Genomic DNA, 24,253 nt, shown 5'->3' with positions numbered 1-24,253 from the left:
AGCCTCCGGTCGTAGCACGACCCCCTCGTGAATCCTTTCACAAAGTCCGAAGGCGGGGCAAGGCTTTACTTCGGCTCGCGGGGGAGTCCGAGCAGCCGTTCGCCGATGATGTTGCGCTGGACCTCGCTCGTCCCGCCGCCCAGGCGGGCGCCCGGAGAGCTCACGACGGCGCTCGCCGCCGGCCCTTCGAGCATGGCGTCGGCGGTGGTGGCGCGCACGGCGGCGAGTTCCATCGACAGCTCGGAAATGCCGAGCTTCGCCAGCGACGACGCCACCGACGCCGTCGGGCCCTGCCGCTGTGTCAGGTAGCTGAGCGCCTTGCCCGTCGAGTACGCCCGCACGCGCCGGTCTCGTTCGATCGCGTTGTCGCTCGCGTGCGTGACTATCGACGCCAGCCGTGCTTCCAGCGCCTTCACGCTGCCGCCGATGAACCCGCGCTCGCGCGTCAACGCACCCATGGCGACGCCCCAGCCGCCGTGTTCGGGACCGAGGAGCGCAGCCGCGGGCAGGATCGCGTCGTCGAGCGTCACCTCGTCGAACTCGGCCGACCCGGTCATCTGCCGCAGCGGGCGGAACTCGATGCCCGGCGTCCTGCAATCGACGACGAAGAACGAGATCCCTTCGTGCTTCGGCGCTTCGCTGAGCGACTTGGTGCGCGCCATCAAGATCGCCCAGTCCGCGGCGTGACCCGCGGAGGTCCACACCTTGCGGCCGTTGACGCGCCACACGTCGCCGTCGCGCTCGGCCTTGGTGGTGAGCGCCGCCAGGTCGCTGCCGGCGTCGGGTTCGGAGAACATCTGGCACCACACGCGCTCGCCGCGCGCGGTGGGCGGCAGGTGCGCCGCCTGCTGTTCGGGCGTGCCGAAGGTCAGCAGGGCCCCGGCGGTGAGCACGAGGCCGACCATGTTGAGCACCGCCGGCGCTTCGAACTCGGAGCACGCTTCGCGCCAGGCGGCCACGTGGTCGGGCGTGAGGCCGCGCCCGCCGTATTCGACGGGCCAGTCGATGGCGGCGAAGCCGGCGTCGAAGAGATCGCGTTGCCAGGCGCGGCCGACCTCCGTCATCGGCCCGGGCAGGATGGCGCCCCAGTCGGACGGGAGCGTGCCCGCGTCCTTGCGCTGGCGCAGGAATGTGCGCGCCGCGGCGGCGAACTCCTCGACGCTCGTCACTAGGACGGCGCGCCGACGCGCTCGGTCGCTTCGGTGGTGAGCCGCTTGTAGTCGACCTTGCCGTTGGCGGCGCGACCGATGCTCGGCACCTGCAGCACGCGCTTGGGCGCCTTGAACGACGCCAGCTTGCTCTTGACGTGGGTGATGATCTCGCCCTCGTTCAACTCGGCGTCAGGCGCCAGTTCGACCATGGCGACGATCGCCTGGCCGAACTTCTCGTCGGGCACGCCGACGGCCACCGCGTCGCGCACGTGCGGCGCCGTCTTCAGCACTTCCTCGACTTCTTCGGGGAAGACCTTCTCGCCGCCGGTGTTGATGCACACCGAGCCGCGGCCGAGTAGTTCGAGCGTGCCGTCGGCGGCGACGGTGGCGTAGTCACCCGGGATCGAGTAGCGGGCGCCGTTGATGGTGACGAAGGTGGCGTCGGACTTGGCCTGATCCTTGTAGTAGCCGACGGGCGTGCGGCCCTTGACCGCCACGCGCCCGACCTCACCCGAGCCTGGTTCGACAGGAGTGCCGTCGTCGCGGATGACCATGGCGTTCTCGCCGAGGGTGAACTTGGCGGTGTGGGCCGCGCCGGCGGCCGAGGACACCGACGACCCCATGCCCAGCGCCTCGGAGGAAGAGAACGCGTCCATCAGCAGCATGCCCGGATGGTGCTTGAGCAGGCCCTGCTTGGTCTCCTCGGCCCACATCACGCCGGAGCTGACCATGGCGATGAGCGATGACAGCGTCCAGCGGTCGGGGTTGGCCTCGAGGGCGCGCAGCATCGGCTTGGCAAACGCGTCGCCGACGATGGCGACGATGTTCACGCCCTCGCGGTCGATGGTGTCGAGCAGTTCCTCGGGCGAATAGGTGCGGTTCGTCAGCGTGACGATGAAGCCGGCGGTGTTGAGCGTCGTGAAGCTGGTGAAGCAACCCGTGCCGTGCATGAGCGGCGCGGCCGGGATGGCGCCGCCGCCGGGCATCGTCAGCGCGGCGCGCACGTCGTCGAGGGTGCCGTGCTCCGGGTAGCGCGCCGTCAGTCCCGTGCAGGACAGCGACACGAACACGTCGTCCTGGCGCCACATCACGCCCTTGGGCATGCCCGTCGTGCCGCCGGTGTAGAGCATGTAGAGGTCGTCGCCCGAACGGCCCCACGCCGGCGTGCACCGACCCTTGTCGATCGCCGCGGCGTCTTCGTACTTGTCGGCCCAGTCGGGGCACGGACCCGAGCCGTCGTCGACCCACAGGTAGCCCTTGACCTTCGGCAGCTTGTCGCGCAGAGCGCCGATGCGATCGGAGAACGTGCCGTGGAAGACGACCGCCACGGCGTCGGCGTTGTCCCACAGGTACAGCAGCTCTTCGTCGGCGTAGCGGTAGTTGGTGTTCACCGGGACCGTCGCCGCCTTGAAGATCCCGAACATCGACTCGAGATATTCGGGGCAGTTGTACATGTACTGCGCGACCTTGTCCTGCTGCTGGGCGCCGATGCCGACCAGCCAGTGCCCGATGCCATCGGCCCGCTCGTCGAATTGCTTCCACGAAAAGCGGCGGTCGCCCTGAATCTGGGCGGGGGCATCGGGGAAGGTCTCAGCAATGACCTCCCACACATCGGCAAAGTTCCATCCGGACATGGGCGGACATACTACGGAGTATGGAGTTGCTGGTTATTGGCGGAACGATGTTCCTCGGCCGCCACGTCGTCGACGCCGCGCTGGCGGCGGGCCATTCGGTCACGCTGGCCAACCGCGGGAAGACCAACGCGGACCTGTTCCCGTCGGTCGCCCGCCTGACCGTCGACCGCGACGGTGACCTCTCCGCGCTGGCGACGGGGGAGTGGGACGCAGTGATCGACACGTGCGGGTACTTCCCGCGTCACGTCCGTCCGGTCGCCGAACTGTTGCGCGACCGCGTCGGTCACTACACGTTCGTCTCGAGCGTGTCGGTGTACGCCGACGTATCGCAGCCCGGCGTCGACGTCGACGGCGCGCTGGCCACGACCGACGACGTCGACGCCACCGAGATCACCGGCGAGAACTACGGCGCGCTGAAGGTGCTGTGCGAGGACGTCGTGCGCGAGGTCTACGGCGACCGCGCCTGCATCGTGCGGCCGGGGCTGATCGTCGGGCCGTGGGATCCGTCGGACCGCTTCACCTACTGGCCGCGCCGCTTCGACCTCGGGGGCGACGCGATCGTGCCCGACTGGAAGGACATGCCGGTGCAGCTGGCCGACGGGCGCGACTTGGCCGAGTGGATGGTGCGCATGGCGGCCGCCGGCACGTCGGGCACGTTCAACGGCTGCGGGCCGGCGGAGCCGTGGCGCTTCGAGGACGTCGTCGCCGCTTGTCGGCGCGCCGCGGGCGAGCACGCGGCGGCGCCGGTGTGGGTCGACGAGCAGTTCCTGCTCGAGCACGCAGTTGCGCCGTGGCAGGAGCTGCCGGTGTGGATCCCGTCGCTGTCGGAGAGCGCCGGGATGCTGTCGGTCAACGTGGCGCGATCCGTCGACGCCGGCCTCACCTTCCGGTCGCTCGACGAGGTCGTACGCGACACGCTGGCATGGGACCGCACCCGGCGTGACCAACCGCTGCGCGGTCCGCTGGCCCCAGAGAGAGAGCAATCGGTGCTCGCCGAGTGGGAGGCTCGCGCCTGATGGATTTTGACCTTCCTGCTGACGACGACCCGCGCCGGCTCAAGGTGCGCCAGTGGCTCGCTGACAACCCGTCGCCCGACGGCAAGACGCTGGCCGAGGCCGGCTACGTCGTGCCGCACTGGCCCGAGCCGTGGGGCCTCAACGCCGACCCGATCGAGCAGATCATCATCGACGACGAGCTGCGCAAGGCGGGCGTCAACCGGCCGATGAACCCGATCGGCATCGGCTGGGCCGGCCCGACGATCGTGTACGCCGGTAGCGACGAGCAGCAGCAGAAGTACCTGCCGCGACTGCTCTCCGGCGAGGACGTGTGGTGCCAACTCTTCAGCGAGCCGGGTGCGGGCTCGGACCTCGCCGCGCTGTCGACGCGCGCCGTGCTCGACGGCGACGAGTTCGTGGTCAACGGTCAGAAGATCTGGACCTCGCTCGGCCACGTCGCCAAGTACGGCATCCTCATCGCCCGCACCGATCCCGACCAGCCGAAGCATCAGGGCGTGTCGTACTTCGTGTGCCCGATGGACACGCCCGGCATCGAGGTGCGGCCCATCATCGAGATGACGGGCGCGCACATGTTCAACGAGGTCTTCTTCACCGACGTGCGCATCCCGAAGGAGAACCTCGTCGGGCCGCTCCACGGCGGGTGGGCGCTGGCCAAGGTGACGCTGGGCAACGAGCGCGTGTCGCTGTCGGGCGAAGGCGCGTTGTGGGGCCGCGGGCCCACGGCGACCGATCTCGTGGAGTACGCCCGCGGCCTCGGTGTCACCGACCCGCTGCTGCGTCAGCGCATCGCGTCGGTCTACACGGAGGCCGAGATCCTGCGGCTGATCCGGCTGCGCACGGTGTCGGCCGTCATCAAGGGCCGCGCGCCGGGGCCCGAGGCGTCGATCCGCAAGGCGCTCGCCGACGAACACGGCCAGCACATCATGGCGGTCGCCAAGGATCTCCACGGCGCCCGCGGCATGCTGGCGGCCCAGGACATGTGGGAGTACGGCTTCCTGTTCGCGCCGGCGCTGACGATCGGCGGCGGCACCAGCGAGGTGCAGCGCAACATCATCGGCGAACGCGTGCTCGGCCTGCCGCACGACATCGACGTCGAAGTCGGCAAGACCTGGGCCGAGTCCCGCGTCGTCATGCGATGACGCCGGCGGCAGTCGCGAAGCTGTAGCCCTTCGCGCGGAGGCCGTCGATCATGCGCTGGAGCCCCGAGTAGTCGCTCGACGCGCCACCGACGTGCAGGAGGAAGATCGCGCCGGGCACGGCGCCGTCGACGACGCGCTGCACGGCTTCGTCGGCGGGGACACCCTTCCAACCCCACGAGTCGACGGTCCACATCAGCTCGTAGCGGTAGCCCCCCAGGGCGACGTCGGCGCGCACCGACGCGTCTTCGGCGCCGTAGGGCGGGCGGAACCACGGCTTGGTCGTCGCCCCTGATGCCGCGTGCACCGCGGCTTCGGTGCGCGCCAGTTGGTCGAGGCGTTGCGCCTGGGTGAGGACGGGTCCGCCGTACCCGCCGGTGAACGACGGGTGGTCGTAGCTGTGGTTGACCAGCAGGTGCCCTTCGGCCGCCATGCGCGCCACGAGGCCCGGGTTGGCCTCGGTCCACTTGCCCGTGAGGCCGAACGTCGCCTTGATGCCGTTGGCTTTGAGGACGTCGAGGATCTGCGCCGCGTATCCCGTGTCCGAACCGGCGTCGAAGGTGAGCGCCACCGTCATCCGATTCGGATTGCCGCGCCGCACGACGATGGCCGGTGCCACGGCGGCGGTCGTCGTCGTTGTCGCTCGACGCGTTGTGGTGCTCCCCGGCGTCGTGGTGGTTGTCGTTGACGGCGTCGTCGTCGACGCGGTCGACGTGGTTGTCGTGCTCGTGGAGGTCGACGTGGTTGTCGTCGTCGGGGTCGACCTGTTGCCGCCGGAGCGGGCGATCACGAGCGCGACCGTCGCGATGACGGCCAGCACCGCGGCCATCACGGCGATCAACGTGCGTCGCGACATGCCGCGAGGGTCCGCCGTTCATAGGCCGCGCAGTAGGGACGAAAGTCCCACCCAAGTGCCCATGTGGCGGACTTAGGAACGTGAATCGCGCCGGATCACGTTCCTAACTCCGCCAAACGGTTCAGTCGGCGGGGTTGAGGCATCTACGGCTTGAAGGCGCCGTCTCTTTCGAGGAAGTGGCGGTGCCAGCGGTGCGGCGTCGCCAGGATCGCCCGGGGCTCGTCTTCGAAGAGCCAGCGGGCGAAGTTGCGCCGCGTCCAGTCGGTGAGCCCGGCGACGCGCAGCGCGTAGCGGATGCCCTTGCGGTGCGCGAGGCCGTTGCGCGACAACCAGCCGGCGAGGCGGTTGTCGCGCGCGAGGCCCGTCGCGACGACCCTCCGGTAGCGCGCCGCCGGATCGCCGCTGCTCAGGATCGCCATCGCCGCGTACTCGCCCGTCTCGAGCGCCTGGCCGATGCCTTCGCCCGTCATGGGGTCGGTGGCGCGGGCGGCGTCGCCCACGAACAGCACTCGCCCGTCGAGTGCGTCGAGCGCCGTCTTTTCGACCCGGGCCGGGATCGGCCACGCCTTGGCCGGGGACTCCTCCGCCGATTCACCGATCACGTCGACGAACTGGGCGCGCTCGAGCACGTCGCGGAACCGGCGGCCGAGGTCCTTCGTCGGCTCGCCCGGCTTGCGCAGGATGCCGATGCCGACGTTCACGATGTCGTCGGCGAGCGGGAACGACCAGGCATACCCAGGCCGCAGGTCTTCTTCGAACAGCACCCACAGATCCCGCGCCGCCGGCGCCGTCGACTTGCGGTACTGGCGGAACGCGTGCCACTCGCCGAGGTACCCCTCTTCGTCGCTGGCGCCCGTCAGCTTGCGCACCGCCGACCACACGCCGTCGGCGGCGATCACGTAGTCGGCGTCGAGCACGTCGCCGTCGTCGGTCGACACACGCACACCGGTACCGACGGCCGCGACCCCGGCGACGCCGACGCCCTCGCGCACGTCGGCGCCCGCGGCGCGGGCCAACTCCACGAGGGCGGCGTCGAGTTCGCTCCGCCGGACGACCGCGGCGTACACGCCGCGACCACGCGGCATCGGGAAGCGGAACGTGCGGCCCGACACGCTGCGCACCACGACGTCGTCGACCGTCTGCCAACTCGGCAACGCTGCCGGGTCGAGGCCGAGTTCCTCGAGGCGGCGCAGCGCACCCGTCGTGAGGCCGTCACCGCAGCACTTGTCGCGCGGGAAGGTCGCCTTGTCGATCACGACGACGGTCGCGCCGCCGCGGGCCAACGTGATGGCCGCGGCGCTGCCCGCCGGTCCCGCACCCACAACGACAACGTGCATCGACGACTACGCGAGCTTGAGGATCTCGTCGAAGCCTTCGTGCAGGCAGCCCACGAGTACCTCAGGATCCGGAACCGCCGCCGGGTCGGAGTTGACGCCGATGTAGACCTCTTCGGGCCCTGACATGAGCGTGATGTTGAGGGCCGCGCCCGACAGCGGACCAAAGGGGAACGACGCCTCGAGGTGCGCGCCCGCGAGGTAGACGTCCATCGGCGCACCAGGCACGTTCGAGGTCGTGAAGTCGACGCCTTTGAGCATGGAGCCGAACAGCTGGGTCGTGACCCGCGACGGCAACCGGGTCAGCACTCCCGCCATCGGACTTACGAAACCCAGCGCGGGCTCGGCGCGCTGGGCGAGCACGAGTTCACGGATCGCGGCCATACGCTCGACGGGATCGCTGATGTTCGTCGGCACGGCGAAGCGGGCCGGCACGAACTGGTTGCCGCCGGCGGCCGCCGAGGCCTCGCGGATGTTGATCGGCATGCCCATGCGCAGCGCTTCGATGTCGACGCCGTGATGCGCGTGGTACGCCCGCAACCCCCCGGCCACACCGCCGACGAACGCGTCGTTGAGCTTGCCGCCCGCCGCCTTCGCCGCTGACTTCAAGTCCGGCAACGAGATCGTGAGCGTGTCGTAGTGCGCCGACAGCGACCGCTCGACCATAAGGGGCGACAGCGGCTCGAACGCCGGCGCCAGCATGCGCGCCAGCGACGAGACCATGTCGTTGGCGGCGGTCGCGGTGTCGCGGGGCGTGCGCACCGCTTTGACCACCTCGCCGGCGAGGCGCGAGACGATGCCGGCTTGGCGGCGCGCCTCATGGGCGATGCCGTCGGTGAGTAGTTCGAGGGCGTTGAACCGCTGCGGTGCCGGTGCCTCGGGTAGCGGACCGAGATCGACGGTCGGTTCGCGTTCGAGGTCGAGCATGGTGAGCGCGATCTCGACGCCGCCGACGCCGTCGGTCACGGAATGGTGCACCTTCTGCACCATCGCCGCCTTGCCGCCTTCGAGTCCTTCCACGATGTAGAACTCCCACAGCGGCCGAGCGCGGTCGAAACCCTGCATCCCGATCGGCGCCACCAGGTCGAGCAACTCGCGCAGCGTGCCGTTGCCCGGCGCCTTCAGGAAGCGCAGGTGGTAGTTGAGGTCGAAGTTCGGATCGAACACCCAGCGCGGCGGCGCGGCCGAGAGCGACGACTGCACCGCGTGCTGGCGCAGCCGCGGAATGAGCAACGTCGACCGGTGAATGCGGTCGACCAACCGCTCGCGATCCGGTGCTCGGTCGAGAATCGCGACCGCCACGATGGTGGAACGCAGCAGCGGATCTTTTTCGATGCCCCACATCAGGGCATCGGAGTCGCTCATGCGATCGTCGAACTCGAGATCAGCCATGAACGAATGCTACGTGGTCAGTGCGGCGGCGAGCCCTTCGTCGATCGTGGGGTAGCGGAACTCGAAGCCGGCATCGAGGAGTTTGCGGGGCACGACGCGCTGGCTGGCGAGCAGCGAGTCGACCAGTTCGCCGCCGAGCGCGAGGCGCAGGGCGATCGGCGGCACCGTCAGGAACGTGGGGCGGTGCAGCACGCGCCCGAGCGCTTTGGTCCACTCGGCGTTGGTCACCGGATTCGGTGCCGTGAGGTTCACCGGCCCCGTGAGCGACGGTGTGTCGATGGCGAAGCGCAGGGCGCGCACTTCGTCTTCGAGTGCGATCCAGCTCACGTAGAAGTCGCCGCTGCCGATCTTGCCGCCGAGGCCGAGTTTGAACGGCAGCAGCTGCCGCTTCAACGCGCCACCGCGTGCGCTCTGCACGATGCCGGTGCGGGCATGCACGACGCGCGTGCCGGCGCTCTCCGCGGCGGCGGTCGCCGCCTCCCACGCTGTGACGACGCCGGCGAGGAAGTCGTCGCCCGGACGTTGCGACTCGTCGACGATGGTGGCGCCGGGCGCGCCGTAGACGCCAACGGCCGATCCCGACACGAGGGTCGGCACCTTCGCCGCCGCGCACGCCTCGGCGATCGCGGTGGTGCCCACGACGCGCGAGTCGCGGATGCGCTGCTTTTGCTCTTCCGTCCAGCGTTTCTCGGCGACGCCCTCGCCGGCGAGGTTGACCACGGCGTCGACGCCGTCGAGCACGCCCGGCGCGACTGAGCCCGCGACCGGGTCCCACTGCTGGCCGCGCTGCATGCGGATCACCTCGTGCCCGTCAGCGGTGAGCGACGCCGTGAGCGCGCTGCCGATGAGTCCGCTGCTGCCCGTTACCGCGACACGCATGCGCGCGACCCTAGGGGCTCGTCGTGGAAGGCGACGCGGGCTTCGTCGTGGTCGTCGCCTTCGGTGGGCTCGTCGTCGTGGTTGCGCTCACTGTCCCGTCGCAGTTCTGTCCTTCGCCGGGTCGGTACACCGCGTGGATCTTGTCGACCTTCTTCGTCCCGTCGGGATACGTGCGCGTGCGCTCGGTCACGACGTCGGTGCACACGCCGCGCTTGCCCTGGGTCTGGTTGGTCTGCTCGGCGATGGCGTACTTCGTCGAGTACAGCGTGACGGTGAGCGACGTCCCCGTGTACGTCGGCCACACCAGCACGCCGTAGGGCGTGCTGTTGCCGATCACGAGATCGGGCTGCGGGTAGTTGAGCGTGGCGTCGCGGCCGTAGGGGTACCGGCTGATGTAGATGCTGTGGCTCTGGTGTGAAATCAGATCGAGACCGCCGAAGAACGCCGCGTTCCACAGTGTCGTGGCGAATTGGGAGATGCCACCGCCGACGGCTTCGGAGAACACGCCGTCTTCGATCACGTGGTCGACGACGAAGCCCTTCGCCAGCGTGCGCGGCCCGATGAGCGTGTTGATCGACAGCCGGGTGTGGGGCTTCATCACGTAGCCGCGCACGAGATCGGCGATGTGGTGGATGTTCTGCACACGCGGCTGGCAGCACACGTGGTGCGTGGTGAACGTACCGATCACTTCCTTGATGCCGAAGGCGTTGATGTCGGCCTGGGTGATGTCGGGCTCGGTGATCTTCAGCGGCAGGGTGATGGGCTTGGCCGGCGGGCGGCGGATTGCCGCAGTGAGCAGCGTCGACACCTGATCCGGGTCGCAGCACTTGGTGCCTTCCGAACCGGGGGTAACCACGACGGCGCCACTGCTCGAGATGCCGTACTTCGTCTGCGCGACAGGCTTGCCGACGTCGGGGAACAACTTCTGGAGGTCGGTGACTGCTCGCGGGCCGTTGACGCCGAGCAACAGCGCCTCAGCCGTGGGCAGCGCGTCGATCCAACCGGCGAGCATCGTGGGCGACACTGTCTGCGTCTCGCCGCCGGCGCTTACCTTCAACTCCAGCTTGCCCAGCGCGTTCGCTTGGCGGGCGAGCGCTTCGGCGTCCGCCATCGTGTAGCGCGGTGGCACGCGCCCGCGGCCGACCTTGAGACGGATGGGCGCGCCGTCGGCAACAGCTCCGGGCAGCAAGCGCGCCACCTCGGTCGGATCGATGCCGTAGCCCGCTTGGCCGTTGACGGCGACGAAGACGCCCTTCGTGCGCGTGAGCGACGGCTCCTTCGACGGGGTCTTCGGCCCGGGGTCGTGGGCGGCGACGGCGGCGCGCAGCTTCGCTTCGTCGATCGAGATCTGGATCGACGCCGGCCGCTCTGAGACCCACGCCTTCACCGCGCTCCACAGCCGTCCGAGCGGGTTGCCGCTCCGGCCGACGCGCATGGTGGCCTTGACGGTTTTGGCGACGTCGACGCGGGCGCCGAGATCGTCGAGGGTGATCTTGAACCCGTGGCGCGGCGCGTCGATTTGCACTGTGGTCTTGCGCAGTTGGGTGTCGATGGCCTTCACGCGGGCGGTGAGCTCTGCGCGCGACAGCCCGGCGACGCTGTGGCCGCTCAGCGTGACGTGGCGCGCCACCTTGCCATGGCCGTTGATGGCCATGGCCGTGCCGACGAGCCCGCAGGCGAGAACCGCCACTCCGAGCGCGACGAAGACAAGCCGCCGCCTGGGATGCATCACGACTAACGCTCGCGCAGATTCCGTCACGGGTTGCGCATGGTGCGCCGCACAAACGACGCGAACGGACCCGGGTGACTCATGTGGCCCCCATGGCCCGCGCCTTCAATCCACTGCACTTCGGTGTCGAACATCTTCGCCATTACTTCACAGCCCTGCTTGTGGTGCTCCTGTGTAAGTGAACCACCCGCAACGGCCACAGGAACCGTCACCTCCTGCGCCTCGAACGGCGCGGCACCGCCGTGGAGCATGCGCAGATCGGACAACAGCGCCGGGCCCTCGGCCTTGCGCTGCTGTTGGGTCTTCATCGGCAGCATCTCCCACGCCTCGTCTCCGGCGAGGTATCGCATGAACGACTCGGCGGCCGTGGCGGGGTCGGAATCCTCGGCCAGCGTGCGTGCGCCGGCCGTCGTCGTGGGCCACTCCGGCAGCCACGGCATCGGTGATTCGTAGACGCCGACCGCTTTCACCAGATCAGGCCGGCGCGCCGCGGCAGTCAGCGTGATGACGCCGCCGAGGCTGTGGCCGATGAGGTACGCCGGCTGGTCGCCGATCACGTCGATCAGGTCGTCGACGTGCGTGTCGAGCGAGTCTGACAGCGGCGCTTCCATCGAATGGGCGTAACCGCGACGGTCATAGGTGATGACGACTTCGTCGTAGAGGTAGCCAACGACGCGACTGAAGCTCGCGCCGCGGTCCATCACGCCATGGACGAGCACGACGCGGGGCGCGTCGTCCTCGCGGTCGTCGTCGAAGACCTGCACCGACAAGTGGGGTTCCACGCCCGAAAGATTGGCAGGCCACGATGGGGGAATGCGTCATCGTGGAGCCGCGCACGTTTTCGTCGCCGACCTGGCCGCGCCGGTGCTGACCAGCGACGACGCGCACCACCTCGCCCGGGTGCTGCGCTTGCGCGCCGGCGAACCCGTGACGGCATCGGACGGCCGCGGCGGCTATCGGCTGTGTGCCTTCGCCGAGAATGACGCGCTCGAGCCGCTCGGCGCCGTCGAGTACGACGACGCGCCGGGGGTCGCCGTCACCGTCGCGTTCGCGCTCACCAAGGCCGACAAGCCCGAGCTGGCGGTCCAGAAGCTGACCGAGCTCGGCGTCGACCGCATCGTGCCGGTGGCGGCGGCGCGCAGCGTCGTGCAGTGGGACGCGGCAAAGGCGGCGCGCAACGTCGAGCGCTGGCGCGCCGTCGCCCACGCCGCCGCCATGCAGTCGCGGCGGGTGTTCCTGCCCGAGGTCGCCGACGTCACCCCGCTGGCCGGTGTCGCGGGGGAGGGCGTGGCGCTGGCCGAAGCCGAGGGCGGCCCGCTCGACGCCCGGATCCACACGATCGCCGTCGGCCCCGAGGGCGGCTGGACCGACGAAGAACTGGCGGTGGTGCCCCGCCACGTCGATCTGGGGCCGACGACGCTGCGCGCCGAAACCGCTGCCGTGGCCGCCGGCGTGCTGCTGACGGCCCTTCGGGACGGTCGCCTCATTGCTGGGGGTGGCCGCTGACCACCTAGAGTGGTTTTCGTGGACGAGGACGCGACGACCAGCGACGCGGACGCCAACTACAGCCTTCGGGTGGGTCAGCGCCTGCGGGCCGTCCGCAAGCAGCGAAATCTGTCGTTGCAGGCGGTGGAGGCCCGTTCCGAGGGCGAGTTCCGGGCGTCGGTGCTCGGGGCCTACGAACGCGGCGAGCGCGCCATCTCCGTCGCCCGCCTGCAGCGCCTGGCGGCGCTGTACGACGTTTCCGTCGACTACCTCCTGCCCGGCCACGCCGATGCAAGCGTGACGCTCGACCTGCGCGAGACGGCGGTGGCGGGCGCGCCGCCGAGCTGGCCCGTCGCCGGCGACGAAGGTCCGCCCGTCGTCATCGACCTCGACGGCCTCGAACGGCTGCCGGCGGACGAGCGGGAGCTGATCGGCCGCTACGTCGGCATGATCCAGGTCAAGCGTCAGGACTTCACGTCGCGCCGCATCGCGATCCGTCGCGACGACCTGCGGGCCCTTGCCTTCCTCTTCGAAACGACGCCGGCGATCATGCGCCGGCGGCTGGACCAGTTGGGTGTTTCCATCCGCGCCTGACGCGTACGGCGTCTACATCCACGTCCCGTTCTGCTCGAAGCGCTGTGATTACTGCGCCTTCGCCACGTGGACCGACCGGCATCACCTCCAGGCTTCCTACGTCGACGCCTGCCGCGCCGAACTGGCGCGCGCTGACCTGGTGCCGGCCACCTCGGTGTTCGTGGGCGGCGGCACGCCGTCGCTGCTCGACCCGGTGCTCCTCGGTGAACTGCTGCGTGACGTTCGCCTGGCGCCGGGCGCCGAGGTCACCGTCGAGTGCAACCCCGACAACGTGACGGCCGGCCTGCTGGCGATCTACCGCGACGCGGGCGTCACGCGCATTTCGCTCGGCGTCCAGTCGACGGTGCCCCACGTGCTGCGGTCGCTCGGCCGTGAGCACGACCGCGCCGCGGTCCACCGCGCCGTCGAACTCGTCGCCGGCGCCGGTTTCGCCAGCTGCAACGTCGACCTCATCTATGGCGCCGCCGGCGAGTCGGTCGCCGACTGGGAGACGACGCTGCGCGACGTGCTCGCCCTCGCGCCGCGGCCGCCCCACGTCAGCGCCTATGCCCTGACGGTCGAGCCGGGCACGCCGCTGGCGGCACAACCCGCCCGCCACCCCGACGACGACGACCAGGCGACCAAATACCTCCTCGCCGAGGAGTTGCTGGGCGCCGCCGGACTGGCCAACTACGAGATCTCGAACTGGGCCGAGCCGGGCCACGAGTGCCGGCACAACTGGCTGTACTGGTCACAGGGCGACTACCGCGGCATTGGTTGCGCCGCCCATTCCCACGCGGCGGGCCGGCGCTGGTGGAATCACCGCACCCCCGAGCGCTACATCGACGCCGTCGCCTCGGCCACGAGCCCTGAGAGCGGAGCCGAGGAACTCGACGAGACCACGCGTGAAGAAGAGGCCCTGCAATTGGCGCTGCGCACCCGCGACGGCGTGCCCGTCGGCGCCCTCGACGAGTCCGATCCCGACCTCGCGGACCTCGTCGAACGCCGAGGCGGGCGGCTCGTTCTGACCGTCGCCGGGCGGCTTTTGGCCAACGAAGTGGCGCTGCGGCTCCGATCACCGGCCCGTAGGCCCTAACGTCGCGCTTGAGATGAAACCGCGCAAGAACCTGGGCAATATCGCCATCGTCGCCGTTGCCGTCGTCGCTTTCGGTGCGTTCGTGCTCCTCGCCACCAAGGGCGGCAAGCACCACAGCAACCTGTCGGCGGTCGCTCCGACCACCACGCTCAAGCGCGTCACCACGACGACCGAGGAGCCGACGACCACTACGACCGTGTTCGTCGAGGACACCACGACCACCGCCCCGGCCCCCGTGACCACCGTCGCCACCACCACCGCGACCACCGTCAAGCACACGACGACGACCAAGAAACCCACGACGACCACGACGGTCGCCTCGCCGAGTGGTCCGGTCACGGAGCACACCGACAACAGCGCATCGTTCACCCACGGTTCCGACGGCTCGTTCAGCGCCAGCGCCACCCAGCCGCCGAGCGGGGCCGATCCGTTCCGCTTCACGATCAAGACGGCTGCGGGCGGCGGCGTCAGCGGCGACACCGCCTCGGTCAAATTCACGGTCACCATGGACAATCAGTCGGGCAAATCTGTCGCCTTCCCCGACAACAACATCGTCGTGACGGTCACGCTGCACACGTCTGGGGGCAGCGACATCGTCTTCACGATGACGGCGAGCAACCAGGCGCCCCTCAAGTCGGGCGAGGCCATCACCCTTTCCCAGACCCGGGACGTGTCCGGATACGGCACTTTCGACGCGACTGCGACATGTGATGTCAATTACGGGTAATGCAATCCCATGGCTGATCCGATCGTTTGGTTGAGCACGAAGGAATGCTGTGCGCGGCTGGGTGTGACCGTGCGCACGCTGTACCGGTTCATCGACGAGGGCCAACTCGTCGCCTATCAAATGGGTCGCGTCATCCGCGTCCAGGAGCAGGACCTCGACAAGTTCGTCGAGAGCGTCCGAATCGCCCCGGGATCGCTGGCGCATCTGTATCCCGACACCGCCGGCGGGGAGATGCTCAGCATCCACGGCCGGCCCGACTACGACGAGCAGGAGGGGTAGTTGGGCGAGGCGGAGTGCCTGTTTTGCAAGATCGTCCGTAGCGAGATTCCCGCCACCGTCGTCCTCGACGACGACGACGTGGTGGCCTTTCGCGACCTGAACCCGATGGCGCCGACCCACGTCCTCGTCATCCCGAAGCAGCACATCGTCGGCGCCGACCACATCGCGGACGAGCACGGCGACGTGCTGGCCAAGATGTTCATGGCCGCCCGCGCGGTGGCGGTGGCCGAGGGCGTCGACGCCTCCGGCTACCGCACCGTGTTCAACGTCGGGCCGGACTCGGGCCAGTCCGTCCCGCACCTCCACCTCCACGTACTCGGAGGCCGGCAAATGTCCTGGCCTCCGGGGTAGCCCCCGGTACGCTTCGCGTAACTCAGTGTCGCCAACCGCTACCTACCTCGTCCCCGGCAACGACCTCATGGCCGCGCTCGTCGGCCAGCACGACGAGATCCTGCGCGCCATCGAGGCGGCGTTTCCCGGCACGTCGATCGTCGTGCGGGGCAACGAGGTCATCATCGACGGGGGCGACGCCGGCAACGTCGAGCGTCTCTTCTCCGAGCTCGTGAAGCTGCTCGAGTCGGGCACGCCGCTCGACACCGCCAACGTGGTGCGCACCATCGACATGATCCGCAAGGACGAGGTGCCGAGCGAGATCCTGACCGCCGAGGTGTTGAAGTCGGCGCGCGGGCGCAGCGTGCGGCCCAAGACCGCCGGCCAGAAGCGCTACGTCGACGCCATCATGAGCCACACCGTCACCTTCGGCATCGGGCCGGCGGGCACGGGCAAGAGCTATCTCGCCGTCGCCCTGGCGGTGCAGGCGCTCCAGGCCAAGGCCGTCGAACGCATCATCCTCACGCGCCCCGCCGTCGAGGCGGGCGAGCGCCTCGGCTTCCTGCCCGGCGACATGCTCGCCAAGGTCGATCCGTACCTGCGTCCGCTCTACGACGCCCTCTACGACATGCTCACCACCGAAGGTGCGTTGAAGCTCTTGGAGCGCAACACGATCGAAGTTGCGCCGCTGGCCTTTATGCGCGGCAGGACGCTTAACGGTTCCTTCATCATCCTGGACGAGGCGCAGAACACGACGCCGGAGCAGATGAAGATGTTCCTCACCCGCATCGGCTTCGGCTCCAAGGCGGTGGTGACGGGCGACGTCACCCAGGTCGACCTGGCAACGGGGAAGTCGGGGCTCGTCGGCGTCGAGGCGATCCTCGGCGGCGTCGACGACATCGCGTTCGTCCGTCTCAGCGATCGTGACGTCGTGCGTCACAAAATCGTCGCCGACATCGTGTCGGCCTACGAACGCCACGACACCGCCAACGCCAAGACGTCGCGGCGAAAGCATTGATCCACGTCTTCGTCAGCGACGAGCAGTCGGACCAGCCGGTCGACGCCCCGCGCTGGCAACTCCTCGCCGACAAGGTGCTGCGCGCCGAGAAGGTCAAGGGTGACGCCGAGTTGTCGGTTCTGTTCGTCGACGAAGCCACCATCGCGTCGTTGAACGAGCGATTCCTCGGCAAGAGCGGCCCCACCGACGTGCTGGCGTTTCCCCTCGACGACGACCCCGACGAGCCGGGGCGGTGGCCCGACGCCGGTGGACCCGCTCCCGGTCGCGAACCGCCCGAGCCGAGCGATCTGCCGACGCTGCTGGGCGACGTCGTCATCTGTCCGTCGGTGGCGGCGCGCAACGCGCCCGAGCACGCCGGCACCTACGACGACGAGATCGCACTGCTGCTTGTGCACGGCATCCTCCACCTACTCGGGATGGATCACATCGAGGAAGCCGACGCCGAGAAGATGGAAGCGCGCGAACGCGAGCTGCTGGCGGAGTTCCACTCGTGAGCGGCGGCGAGATCGTCATTCTCGTGGTGGTCGTGCTGCTCGTCTTCAACGCGAGCCTGCTCGCGCTCGCGGAGACGAGCATCACGCGCATGAGCAAGCACAAAGCCACCGTGATGGCCGACGAGGGCCGCCCGGGAGCCCGCGAGCTCGTCCGCATCACCAGCCAGCCCGAGCGTTACCTCAACCCGGTCTTGCTCGTGGTGCTCGGGTCGCACCTGGCGGTCGGCACGCTCGTGGGCATTGTCGCGGAGCGGCATTTCCACCAGTGGGGCGTCGTGTTGGGCATCGTGTTCGAAATCGCGATCCTCTTCGTCGTAGGTGAGGCGGCGCCGAAGACGTGGGCGGTGCTCAACGGCGACCGCGCCGCGCTGCTTGTTGCCCGGCCCGTGCTCGCCATCGGCAACTTCCCGCCGCTGCGGGCGATTGCCCGTGCACTGATCGCGGTGTCGAACGCGCTGTTGCCTGGCCGGGGACTCAAGCAAGGCCCGTACGTGTCGGAAGAGGAACTGCTGGCGCTCACCGACGCGGCGGCCGACGAAGACGTGATCGAGCAGGAAGAGCGCGAGCTCATTCGTTCGGTGTTCGAGTTCGGCGACACGGTGGCGCGCGAGGTGATGGTGCCGCGGCCCGACGTCGTCGCCGTCGAAGGGGCGCAGCAAGTCACCGAGGTGATCGAGGTGGCGCTGCGCCACGGGTTCTCCCGCATACCCGTCTACGACGAGAACATCGACAACATCATCGGCGTCGTGTTCACCAAGGATCTGCTGCGCGCCGAGCGCGAAGGGCGCGCCGACATCGGCGTGCGCAACCTGGCGCGCGAGGGCCTGTTCGTACCCGAAAGCAAGCCGGTGGCGGAACTGATGCGCGAGATGCAGCGGCGCAAGCTGCATCTCGCGTTCGTGCTCGACGAGTTCGGCGACACCGCTGGCATCGTCACGCTCGAAGACCTCATCGAGGAACTCGTGGGCGAGATCACCGACGAGTACGACGTCGAGGAGGCGCCGATCGAGCGCCTGCCCAACGGCGACGTGCGGGTCAACGGCAAGATGCCCATCGACGAGGTCAACGAGCTGCTCAAGATCGCACTGCCCGAGGGCGATGACTGGGACACGGTCGCGGGTCTGCTGTTCAACAAGATGGGCCACGTCCCGGTCGACGGCGAGCACGTGATGTGCGGCGGCCACATGCTCACCGCCGAGCGCGTGCAGGGTCGACGCATCGGACGCGTGCGCATCAAGGTCGGCGCCGCGCCCGCATCCGACCACCACGAGTGACGATGCGCTCCGGATTCGCCACGTTGGTGGGCCGGCCGAACGTCGGCAAGTCGACGCTGCTCAACACCATCCTCGGCACGAAGGTGTCGATCGTCTCGAACAAGGTCCAGACGACGCGCCACGCGGTGCGCGGCGTGCTCACCCGCCCCGATGCCCAGATCGTCTTCGTCGACACGCCGGGCATCCACAAGCCGCGCACGCGCCTCGGCACGCGTCTCAACGCCACGGCCACCGACGCCCTCGACGGAGTCGACGTCGTGTGCCTCGTGCTCGACGCCACCGCGCCGCTCGGCGACGGTGACCGCTTCGTCGCCAGTCTCACGCCGCCGGGCGCGCTCGTCGTGGTCAACAAGTGCGACCGGGCGTCGAAGGATCAGATCATCACGCAGCTCGCGGCCGCCGGCGGGCTCGACAAGGCCGAGTACTTCCCGGTCTCGGCCCGCACAGGTCAAGGCGTCGACGCGCTGGTCGACGCCATCGCGCAACGCTTGCCCGAAGGCCCGCTGCTCTACCCCGCCGACCAGGTGAGCGACACCAGCGAAGAACACTGGGTCGCCGAGTTGGTGCGCGAGCAGCTGCTGGCGATCCTGCGCGAGGAGTTGCCGCACTCCGTCACGTGCCGTGTCGTCGACTGGGACTGGCCAGTCGTGAAGGTCGAGATCCTCGTCGAGCGCGATTCGCAGAAGGGCATCGTCATCGGCAAGAAGGGCGAGGTACTCAAGCGCGTCGGTATTGCCGTGCGCGAGCAGATGCCCGAAGGCGTGTTCCTCGATCTCGTCGTGAAGGTGGAAAAGGACTGGCAGCGCCGCGACGCGTCGCTCGATCGGCTCGGGTTCTGAGCGCGGCCCGGCGTTTCGTGATCTACGGCGCCGGCGCCATCGGCGGCGTCGTCGGCGCGCAGTTGTTCCGCGCCGGGACCGAGGTCGTGCTCATCGCGCGCGGCGCGCACGCGGATGCGATGCAGCGGCGGGGCATCACCCTCGAACACGGCGACGACGAAGAAACCTTCGCCGTCCCCGTCGTCACCGATCCGGCCGCGATCGACTGGCGCGCCGACGACGTCGTGGTGCTCACGATGAAGTCGCAGGACACGTCGGCGGCGGTGCGGGCCCTCGCCGCGGTGGGGCCGCCGTCGCTCGCGGTCGTGTGCGCCCAGAACGGCGTCGACAACGAGCGGGTGGTATTGCGCCACTTCGAGCACACCTACGGCTGCGTCGTGATGATGCCCGCTGCCCACCTCGAAGCGGGCGTGGTGCAGGCGCACGCCTGGCCGACGCCGGGCCTGCTCGACGTGGGCCGCTATCCCCGCGGCAGTGACGACACCGCCCATGAGGTCGTCGCCGCGTTCAACGCTGCGGGGTTTCACTGCGTCGTGCGCGACGAGGTCATGCGGTGGAAGTACACGAAGCTGCTGATGAATCTCGCGAACGCGATCGTGGCGTTGAGTGGCTCGAGCGAGGAGGCGGGACAGCTCCGGCGCGCCGCCCGGCACGAAGGCAAGGCGGTGCTCGACGCCGCCGGCATCGACTACGCGTCCGACGAGGAAGACCGCGAACGGCGCGCTGACCACCTGACGATCGTGCCGATCAAAGGTGAGCACCGGCTCGGCGGGTCGACGCACCAGAGCCTCGCTCGCGGCGCGGGCGACGTCGAGACGGACTGGCTCAACGGCGAGATCGTGCTGCTCGGTCGTCTTCACGGGGTAGCGACTCCGGTGAACGCTGCACTCCAGCGGCTGGCCAACGAAGCGGCGCGCGCGCACGTGGCGCCGGAGTCGATTCCCGCGGCTGCGATTCTCGAACAGATTTAGCGGGCGGCGTCCGGCGGAGGGGGGAGGGGTCGCCGGAAGCCGGCCCGCTGACGAGGCGTCACCGTGCCGGGTTAGGCGGCGACCTCGTAGACGAAGTTCTTCTTGCTGAAGTGGCGCCGCGTTGCCCGCACGGCGTCGGCGACGCGTACGGCCATCCGCTGCTCGAACTCTTCGGCGATGGCGGGGCCCGAAATCGTGACGCGCAATTCGCCACCGGTCGTGTCGAAGCCGAACCGCAGTTCGTGGGCGACGAGGCCGGCGTCGTCGAGAATCGGATGGATCCGGCGGAAGATCTCGTGGCGCAGGTCGTCGTTGCTGGCGTCGATCGCTTCCTCGCAAGCGAGGACCACGTCACCGTGAACGCGTGCGCCGACCCAGGGCTCGTAGGGGTCGTACGCCTCGAGGCCACGCTCGACCAGCGGGATGCCGGCGCGCAGGGCGCACTGCGCTCCCGCCTCGAGGCCGGTGGGACGCGGTTGCGCCTGGGGGCGCACGACGAGGGCGACGTCTACGCCGTCCTCGATCGGGCACGTGCCCTCGGCCACACCGGTGCACACGAAGGGGTGCGGCCGCGGTTGGTCGCCCCACCGGTCCGGGAAGCAGCCCACGACGCTGTGGCCGGCTTCGAGGAGACGAGTCGTGTCAGCGAGCCCACTGCCGGGCTGGCTTTCGACGAGTAGGACCTTCAGTCCGGTCATCGCCGTGCCGCCCGCTGGACGCGGACGACGCGGACGCCCACGGCGTGGCGGCGCACGATCTCGAGCGCCGAGCCAACACTCGCAAGCATGAGGGCTGCGACAAGCCATTCGGTCATGCCTGTATTGGACCCGTCGCCGGCGCGGCGGCAGTAGAGGCAGAAGTCCCGGCGCCGGTGGGACTCCCGTCGGTTCAATCCGCGGCGTGATACCGCCGCAGGAACGCCGCGACTTCCGCGCGGTCCTTCGTGCGCTTCATCGGGGGCAACGCGTTGATGAGATCCCAGCGGTAGTTGGCCGTTGCCAGGCGGGAGTCGAGCACGGCGACCACCCCGTGGTCCGTGGCGGAACGAATCAGGCGTCCCGCGCCTTGGGCCAGCAGCGTGGCGGCGCGGGGCAGGTCGATGAGCCGGAACGCAGCGCTGCCGGCGCGCTCGCGGCGGGCGAGCAGCAGCGGTTCGTCGGGCCGAGGGAACGGGATGCGGTCGATGGTGACTAGCGACAGCGTGCGGCCCGGCACGTCGACGCCCTGCCAGTAGCCCATGGTGGCGAACAGGCACGCCGCCTCTTCGCGGGCGAAGGCGTCGACCAGCTTGGGCTTGGGCAGGTCGCCTTGGGCGAGGATCGGGACCTTCAGCCGCGTCCGCATTTCCTCGGCGGCCTTCTGCATCGCCGTCCAGCTGGTGAACAGCGCCAGCGTGCGGCCGCCGGCGGCGTCGATTAGCACGCTGAGTTCGTCGTGCAGCTGGTCGCGGTAGGTCTCGTTGCGGGGGTCGGGCAGGTGGGTGGCGCAATACAGCAGCGCCTGGGTGCCGAAGTCGAACGGGCTGCCGGCGTCGAGCTCGTCGTGCGCGTCGGCCGGGATGCCGACGCGCACCGCCAGGCTCGCCGGCACGGTCGCGCTCGTGAGGATCGCCGTGTGCTCGGGCCACAGCCGTTCGGACAGCTCGCCGCCGACGTCGATCGGCGCCACCTTCAGCACCGGGGCGTGGGCGGGACCCTCGACCCAGCGCACGTGCGACGCCCCGACGTCGCGCACCACCGACAAGTCGCCGGCGAGGTGGCCGCCGGCCATCTGGACCCGCGCCTTCGTCGGGTCGTCGTCGGGCGCGCCCTTGATGGCGCGCAGCAGCGCCTGCGTGCGCTCGATGCCCTCGGTCAACATCTCGGCGAGCGGGGTCGGCAGGTCGCCGACGAGGCGCTGGTTGACGTAGGGCTCCACGGCGCGCTCGAAGCGGTCGCCCGCCGCGATCAACTCGTCGACGGACGCGCCGTCGCCCGGACCGACGAGCCGGCGGGCGTTGCGGGCCAGGCTGCTGAAGCGGCCCGAGGTCATCTCGAGGCCCAACGAACTCGCCGCGATGTCTTCGAGCTCGTGCGCCTCGTCGAAGATGACGACGTCGTGATCGGGCAGCACGTGGCCGCCCGATGCCAGGTGGCTGCCGTAGAGGTGCGTGTTGACGATGATGACGTCGGCCTGTTCGGCCGCCATCCGCGCCCGCTCGGCGAAGCAATCCATGCCCGACGGGCACTTGGCCGCCCCCGGGCACTCCATACCGGTGACGCTCACCATCGACCACGCCTTGGGCGACGGCTCGAACGGCAGGTCGCTGCGATCGCCAGTGTGGGTCTTGCGGCCCCAGTCGACGAGCTGCACGATCTCCTTGCCGAGGCTGGTGGTGGTGGCCACCTCCTCGATCTGGAGTTGCTCGTCGCCGCCGCCCTGCACCTCGCGGGCGCGCTGCTTGCACAGGTAGTTCGACCGACCCTTGAGCACGGCGAACTCGAACGGGACGGGCAACGCTTGCTGGAGAAACGGCAAGTCGCGGGCCGACAATTGGTCTTGCAGTGCCTTGGTCGCGGTGGACACAACGACCTTGCCGCCGCTCAGGATCGCCGGCACCAAGTACGCCAGCGTCTTGCCGGTACCCGTCGACGCCTGCACGATCAGGTGGCGTTTGGTGTCGATGGCGTGTTCGACAGCGACGGCCATCTCGACCTGGCCGTCACGGACTTCGCCGCCGCCGGGCAGGCGCGCGATCACGTTCGCGAGCGCGCCGACCAGACCTTCCTCCGCCATGAGGCGACCTTACAGACGGGGTGTACGGGTTACTCGGACGGTGGCAGCGGCGTGGGCTGGCCGAGCGTGCCCAGCTGTGACACGTCGCGGGGGAAGAACAGCGAGATCGTCCAGTCGCTGACCACCCGGGACTTGCGGGCGAGGCCCGGCATCATCAGCAGGTGGTACGAGCGGCCCATGAACCACGCCAGCGGGCCGGTGAAGGTCAGCCGTTTGACCTGGGCGACGCCCTGATTGCGCCCGAGCGTCACCGCCAGGCCGCGGTTGCGGTAGCGGAACGCCTTGGGCTCGCCGACGCCGAGCGCGGCGGCGACGTTCTCGGCGGCCACGACGCCCTGGCGTAGGGCGTGCTGCGCGGTGGGCGGGCACGGCTGGCCGTGCTCCGCCGGATCGGGCACCGACGCCGCGTCGCCGATGGCGAAGGCGTCGGGCAGACCGGCGATGCGCAGGTACTCGTCGACGGGCACGCGCCCGCGCCCGTCGACCTCGAGGCCACTGGCGGGGCCGAGCGGGCTGGGCTGCTGGCCGGCGGTCCACACGATGGTGCCCGAGGCGTAGGGCGCCACGGTGCTGGAGGACAGCGTGACGATTCCGTCTTCACAGCTCGTCAGCTGCGTACCGAGGTGCAGCTCGATGCCCTTCGCCCGCAGCTTGCGCTCGGCGTAGCGGGCGAGACGGGCGTCGAGGCCCGGCAGGATCGTGTCGGCGGCCTCGACGAGGACCCAGCGCATGTCGGCCCAGCGCAGCTTCGGATACGACCGCTCGATGGCGTCGCGGGCGAGCGACTCCAACTCGGCCAGCGCCTCGACGCCCGAGTAGCCGCCGCCGATGAAGGTGAAGGTGAGCAGCTGGCGCCGGCGTGACAAGTCCTCGGCGGCATCGGCGGCTTCGAGCTGGCGCAGCACGTGGTTGCGCAGGTAGATGGCGTCGGGCAACGTCTTGAACCCGACGGCGTGCTCGAGCAATCCGGGAATCGGTCGCGTGGTGGGCGTCGAGCCCGGAGAGAACACCAGGCAGCGGTACGCCACTTCGTGCGTGTCGCCGTTGAGGTCGACCACCTTGGCGCGCCGCCCCACCGGGTCGAGCGACGACACCTCCCCGGTGATGACACGCGTGCGCGGCAGGAACTCGCGCAGCGGGATGACGGAGTGACGCGGCTCGAGCGTGCCTGACGCCGCCTCAGGCAGCAGGGGAGAGAAGAGGAAGAAGTTCTCGGGAGCGACGAGCAGCACCCGCTCCGACCGCGCCCGCAGCAGGTGTTCGAG

Annotated in this window: 24 protein-coding genes; 13 read left to right on the top strand and 11 right to left on the bottom strand. The window is 69.5% G+C overall.

The features are described 5' to 3' along the window. Positions 1 to 65: 65 nt before the first annotated feature. Both VHC63_12805 and VHC63_12800 read right to left on the bottom strand, forming a co-directional pair. A complete protein-coding gene (locus VHC63_12805) occupies positions 66 to 1,169 on the bottom strand; it encodes an acyl-CoA dehydrogenase family protein (protein ID HVV37481.1) in 1,104 nt (367 codons plus the stop codon). Then, positions 1,169 to 2,785 (bottom strand): AMP-binding protein, encoded by a 1,617-nt coding sequence (locus VHC63_12800; GenBank protein HVV37480.1) that lies wholly within the window; start codon positions 2,783 to 2,785, stop codon positions 1,169 to 1,171. The genes VHC63_12805 and VHC63_12800 overlap by 1 nt, the downstream gene beginning before the upstream one ends. A gap of 20 nt (positions 2,786 to 2,805) precedes the next feature. Here VHC63_12800 and VHC63_12795 point away from each other — a divergent pair, with 20 nt between their 5' ends. Further along, entirely contained in the window at positions 2,806 to 3,801 is a 996-nt protein-coding gene (locus tag VHC63_12795; protein HVV37479.1) for an NAD-dependent epimerase/dehydratase family protein, read from the top strand. Then, entirely contained in the window at positions 3,801 to 4,940 is a 1,140-nt protein-coding gene (locus VHC63_12790; GenBank protein ID HVV37478.1) for an acyl-CoA dehydrogenase family protein, read from the top strand. Before VHC63_12795 ends, VHC63_12790 begins: the two co-directional genes overlap by 1 nt. Here the strand turns inward: VHC63_12790 and VHC63_12785 are convergent. The 6 genes from VHC63_12785 to VHC63_12760 all read right to left on the bottom strand — a co-directional run bounded on the left by VHC63_12785 (position 4,930) and on the right by VHC63_12760 (position 11,909). Continuing rightward, a complete protein-coding gene (locus VHC63_12785) occupies positions 4,930 to 5,793 on the bottom strand; it encodes a polysaccharide deacetylase family protein (GenBank protein HVV37477.1) in 864 nt (287 codons plus the stop codon). The genes VHC63_12790 and VHC63_12785 overlap by 11 nt on opposite strands. A 143-nt stretch (positions 5,794 to 5,936) precedes the next feature. Then, complete coding sequence (locus VHC63_12780) at positions 5,937 to 7,130, bottom strand: NAD(P)/FAD-dependent oxidoreductase (GenBank protein ID HVV37476.1); 1,194 nt, start codon at positions 7,128 to 7,130, stop codon at positions 5,937 to 5,939. A gap of 6 nt (positions 7,131 to 7,136) precedes the next feature. Then, on the bottom strand, positions 7,137 to 8,519 hold the full coding sequence (locus VHC63_12775) for a wax ester/triacylglycerol synthase family O-acyltransferase (GenBank protein ID HVV37475.1): 1,383 nt from the start codon (positions 8,517 to 8,519) through the stop codon (positions 7,137 to 7,139). A 9-nt stretch (positions 8,520 to 8,528) separates the two neighbouring features. After that, positions 8,529 to 9,398 carry a TIGR01777 family oxidoreductase gene (locus VHC63_12770; protein HVV37474.1) on the bottom strand — a complete coding sequence of 290 codons (870 nt, stop codon included), beginning with the start codon at positions 9,396 to 9,398 and terminating at the stop codon, positions 8,529 to 8,531. A gap of 10 nt (positions 9,399 to 9,408) precedes the next feature. Further along, positions 9,409 to 11,127 carry a VanW family protein gene (locus VHC63_12765; GenBank protein ID HVV37473.1) on the bottom strand — a complete coding sequence of 573 codons (1,719 nt, stop codon included), beginning with the start codon at positions 11,125 to 11,127 and terminating at the stop codon, positions 9,409 to 9,411. A gap of 26 nt (positions 11,128 to 11,153) precedes the next feature. Beyond that, complete coding sequence (locus tag VHC63_12760) at positions 11,154 to 11,909, bottom strand: alpha/beta hydrolase (protein HVV37472.1); 756 nt, start codon at positions 11,907 to 11,909, stop codon at positions 11,154 to 11,156. Between the two features lie 31 nt (positions 11,910 to 11,940). Between VHC63_12760 and VHC63_12755 the strand changes: the two genes are divergently transcribed. Genes VHC63_12755 through VHC63_12705 form a run of 11 tightly spaced genes read left to right on the top strand, consistent with a single transcriptional unit; the run spans position 11,941 to position 20,213 of the window. Then, complete coding sequence (locus VHC63_12755; protein ID HVV37471.1) at positions 11,941 to 12,633, top strand: RsmE family RNA methyltransferase; 693 nt, start codon at positions 11,941 to 11,943, stop codon at positions 12,631 to 12,633. 18 nt (positions 12,634 to 12,651) lie between these two features. Further along, positions 12,652 to 13,206 carry a transcriptional regulator gene (locus tag VHC63_12750; protein ID HVV37470.1) on the top strand — a complete coding sequence of 185 codons (555 nt, stop codon included), beginning with the start codon at positions 12,652 to 12,654 and terminating at the stop codon, positions 13,204 to 13,206. Continuing rightward, positions 13,187 to 14,281, top strand: a complete 1,095-nt coding sequence (hemW, locus tag VHC63_12745; protein ID HVV37469.1) for a radical SAM family heme chaperone HemW — start codon at positions 13,187 to 13,189, stop codon at positions 14,279 to 14,281. Before VHC63_12750 ends, hemW begins: the two co-directional genes overlap by 20 nt. 13 nt (positions 14,282 to 14,294) lie before the next feature. Continuing rightward, on the top strand, positions 14,295 to 15,008 hold the full coding sequence (locus tag VHC63_12740; GenBank protein HVV37468.1) for a hypothetical protein: 714 nt from the start codon (positions 14,295 to 14,297) through the stop codon (positions 15,006 to 15,008). Between the two features lie 9 nt (positions 15,009 to 15,017). Next, complete coding sequence (locus tag VHC63_12735) at positions 15,018 to 15,287, top strand: excisionase family DNA-binding protein (GenBank protein ID HVV37467.1); 270 nt, start codon at positions 15,018 to 15,020, stop codon at positions 15,285 to 15,287. Next, entirely contained in the window at positions 15,288 to 15,638 is a 351-nt protein-coding gene (locus VHC63_12730; GenBank protein HVV37466.1) for a histidine triad nucleotide-binding protein, read from the top strand. A 25-nt stretch (positions 15,639 to 15,663) separates the two neighbouring features. Beyond that, on the top strand, positions 15,664 to 16,635 hold the full coding sequence (locus VHC63_12725) for a PhoH family protein (GenBank protein HVV37465.1): 972 nt from the start codon (positions 15,664 to 15,666) through the stop codon (positions 16,633 to 16,635). Then, entirely contained in the window at positions 16,632 to 17,129 is a 498-nt protein-coding gene (ybeY, locus tag VHC63_12720) for an rRNA maturation RNase YbeY (GenBank protein HVV37464.1), read from the top strand. The genes VHC63_12725 and ybeY overlap by 4 nt, the downstream gene beginning before the upstream one ends. Beyond that, a complete protein-coding gene (locus tag VHC63_12715; GenBank protein ID HVV37463.1) occupies positions 17,126 to 18,403 on the top strand; it encodes a hemolysin family protein in 1,278 nt (425 codons plus the stop codon). The genes ybeY and VHC63_12715 overlap by 4 nt, the downstream gene beginning before the upstream one ends. 2 nt (positions 18,404 to 18,405) lie before the next feature. Then, positions 18,406 to 19,242 carry a GTPase Era gene (gene era, locus VHC63_12710; protein ID HVV37462.1) on the top strand — a complete coding sequence of 279 codons (837 nt, stop codon included), beginning with the start codon at positions 18,406 to 18,408 and terminating at the stop codon, positions 19,240 to 19,242. Between the two features lie 17 nt (positions 19,243 to 19,259). Next, positions 19,260 to 20,213, top strand: a complete 954-nt coding sequence (locus VHC63_12705; GenBank protein HVV37461.1) for a 2-dehydropantoate 2-reductase — start codon at positions 19,260 to 19,262, stop codon at positions 20,211 to 20,213. Positions 20,214 to 20,284: 71 nt separating this feature from the next. On the opposite strand, the gene VHC63_12700 is transcribed toward VHC63_12705, so the two are convergent. The 3 genes from VHC63_12700 to VHC63_12690 form a co-directional block, all read right to left on the bottom strand. Next, positions 20,285 to 20,911, bottom strand: coding sequence for a hypothetical protein (locus VHC63_12700; GenBank protein HVV37460.1), 627 nt, complete (start codon positions 20,909 to 20,911; stop codon positions 20,285 to 20,287). 190 nt (positions 20,912 to 21,101) lie between these two features. Beyond that, positions 21,102 to 22,988, bottom strand: coding sequence for an ATP-dependent DNA helicase (locus VHC63_12695; protein ID HVV37459.1), 1,887 nt, complete (start codon positions 22,986 to 22,988; stop codon positions 21,102 to 21,104). Between the two features lie 29 nt (positions 22,989 to 23,017). Further along, on the bottom strand, positions 23,018 to 24,253 hold a 1,236-nt coding region (locus VHC63_12690), incomplete at its 5' end, for an NAD(P)/FAD-dependent oxidoreductase (protein ID HVV37458.1).

Source organism: Acidimicrobiales bacterium, assembly GCA_035546775.1.
GTDB lineage: Bacteria > Actinomycetota > Acidimicrobiia > Acidimicrobiales > JACCXE01 > JACCXE01.
Note: the sequence above shows the minus strand (reverse complement) of the source record. Positions and strands in the feature narration are given on the sequence as shown.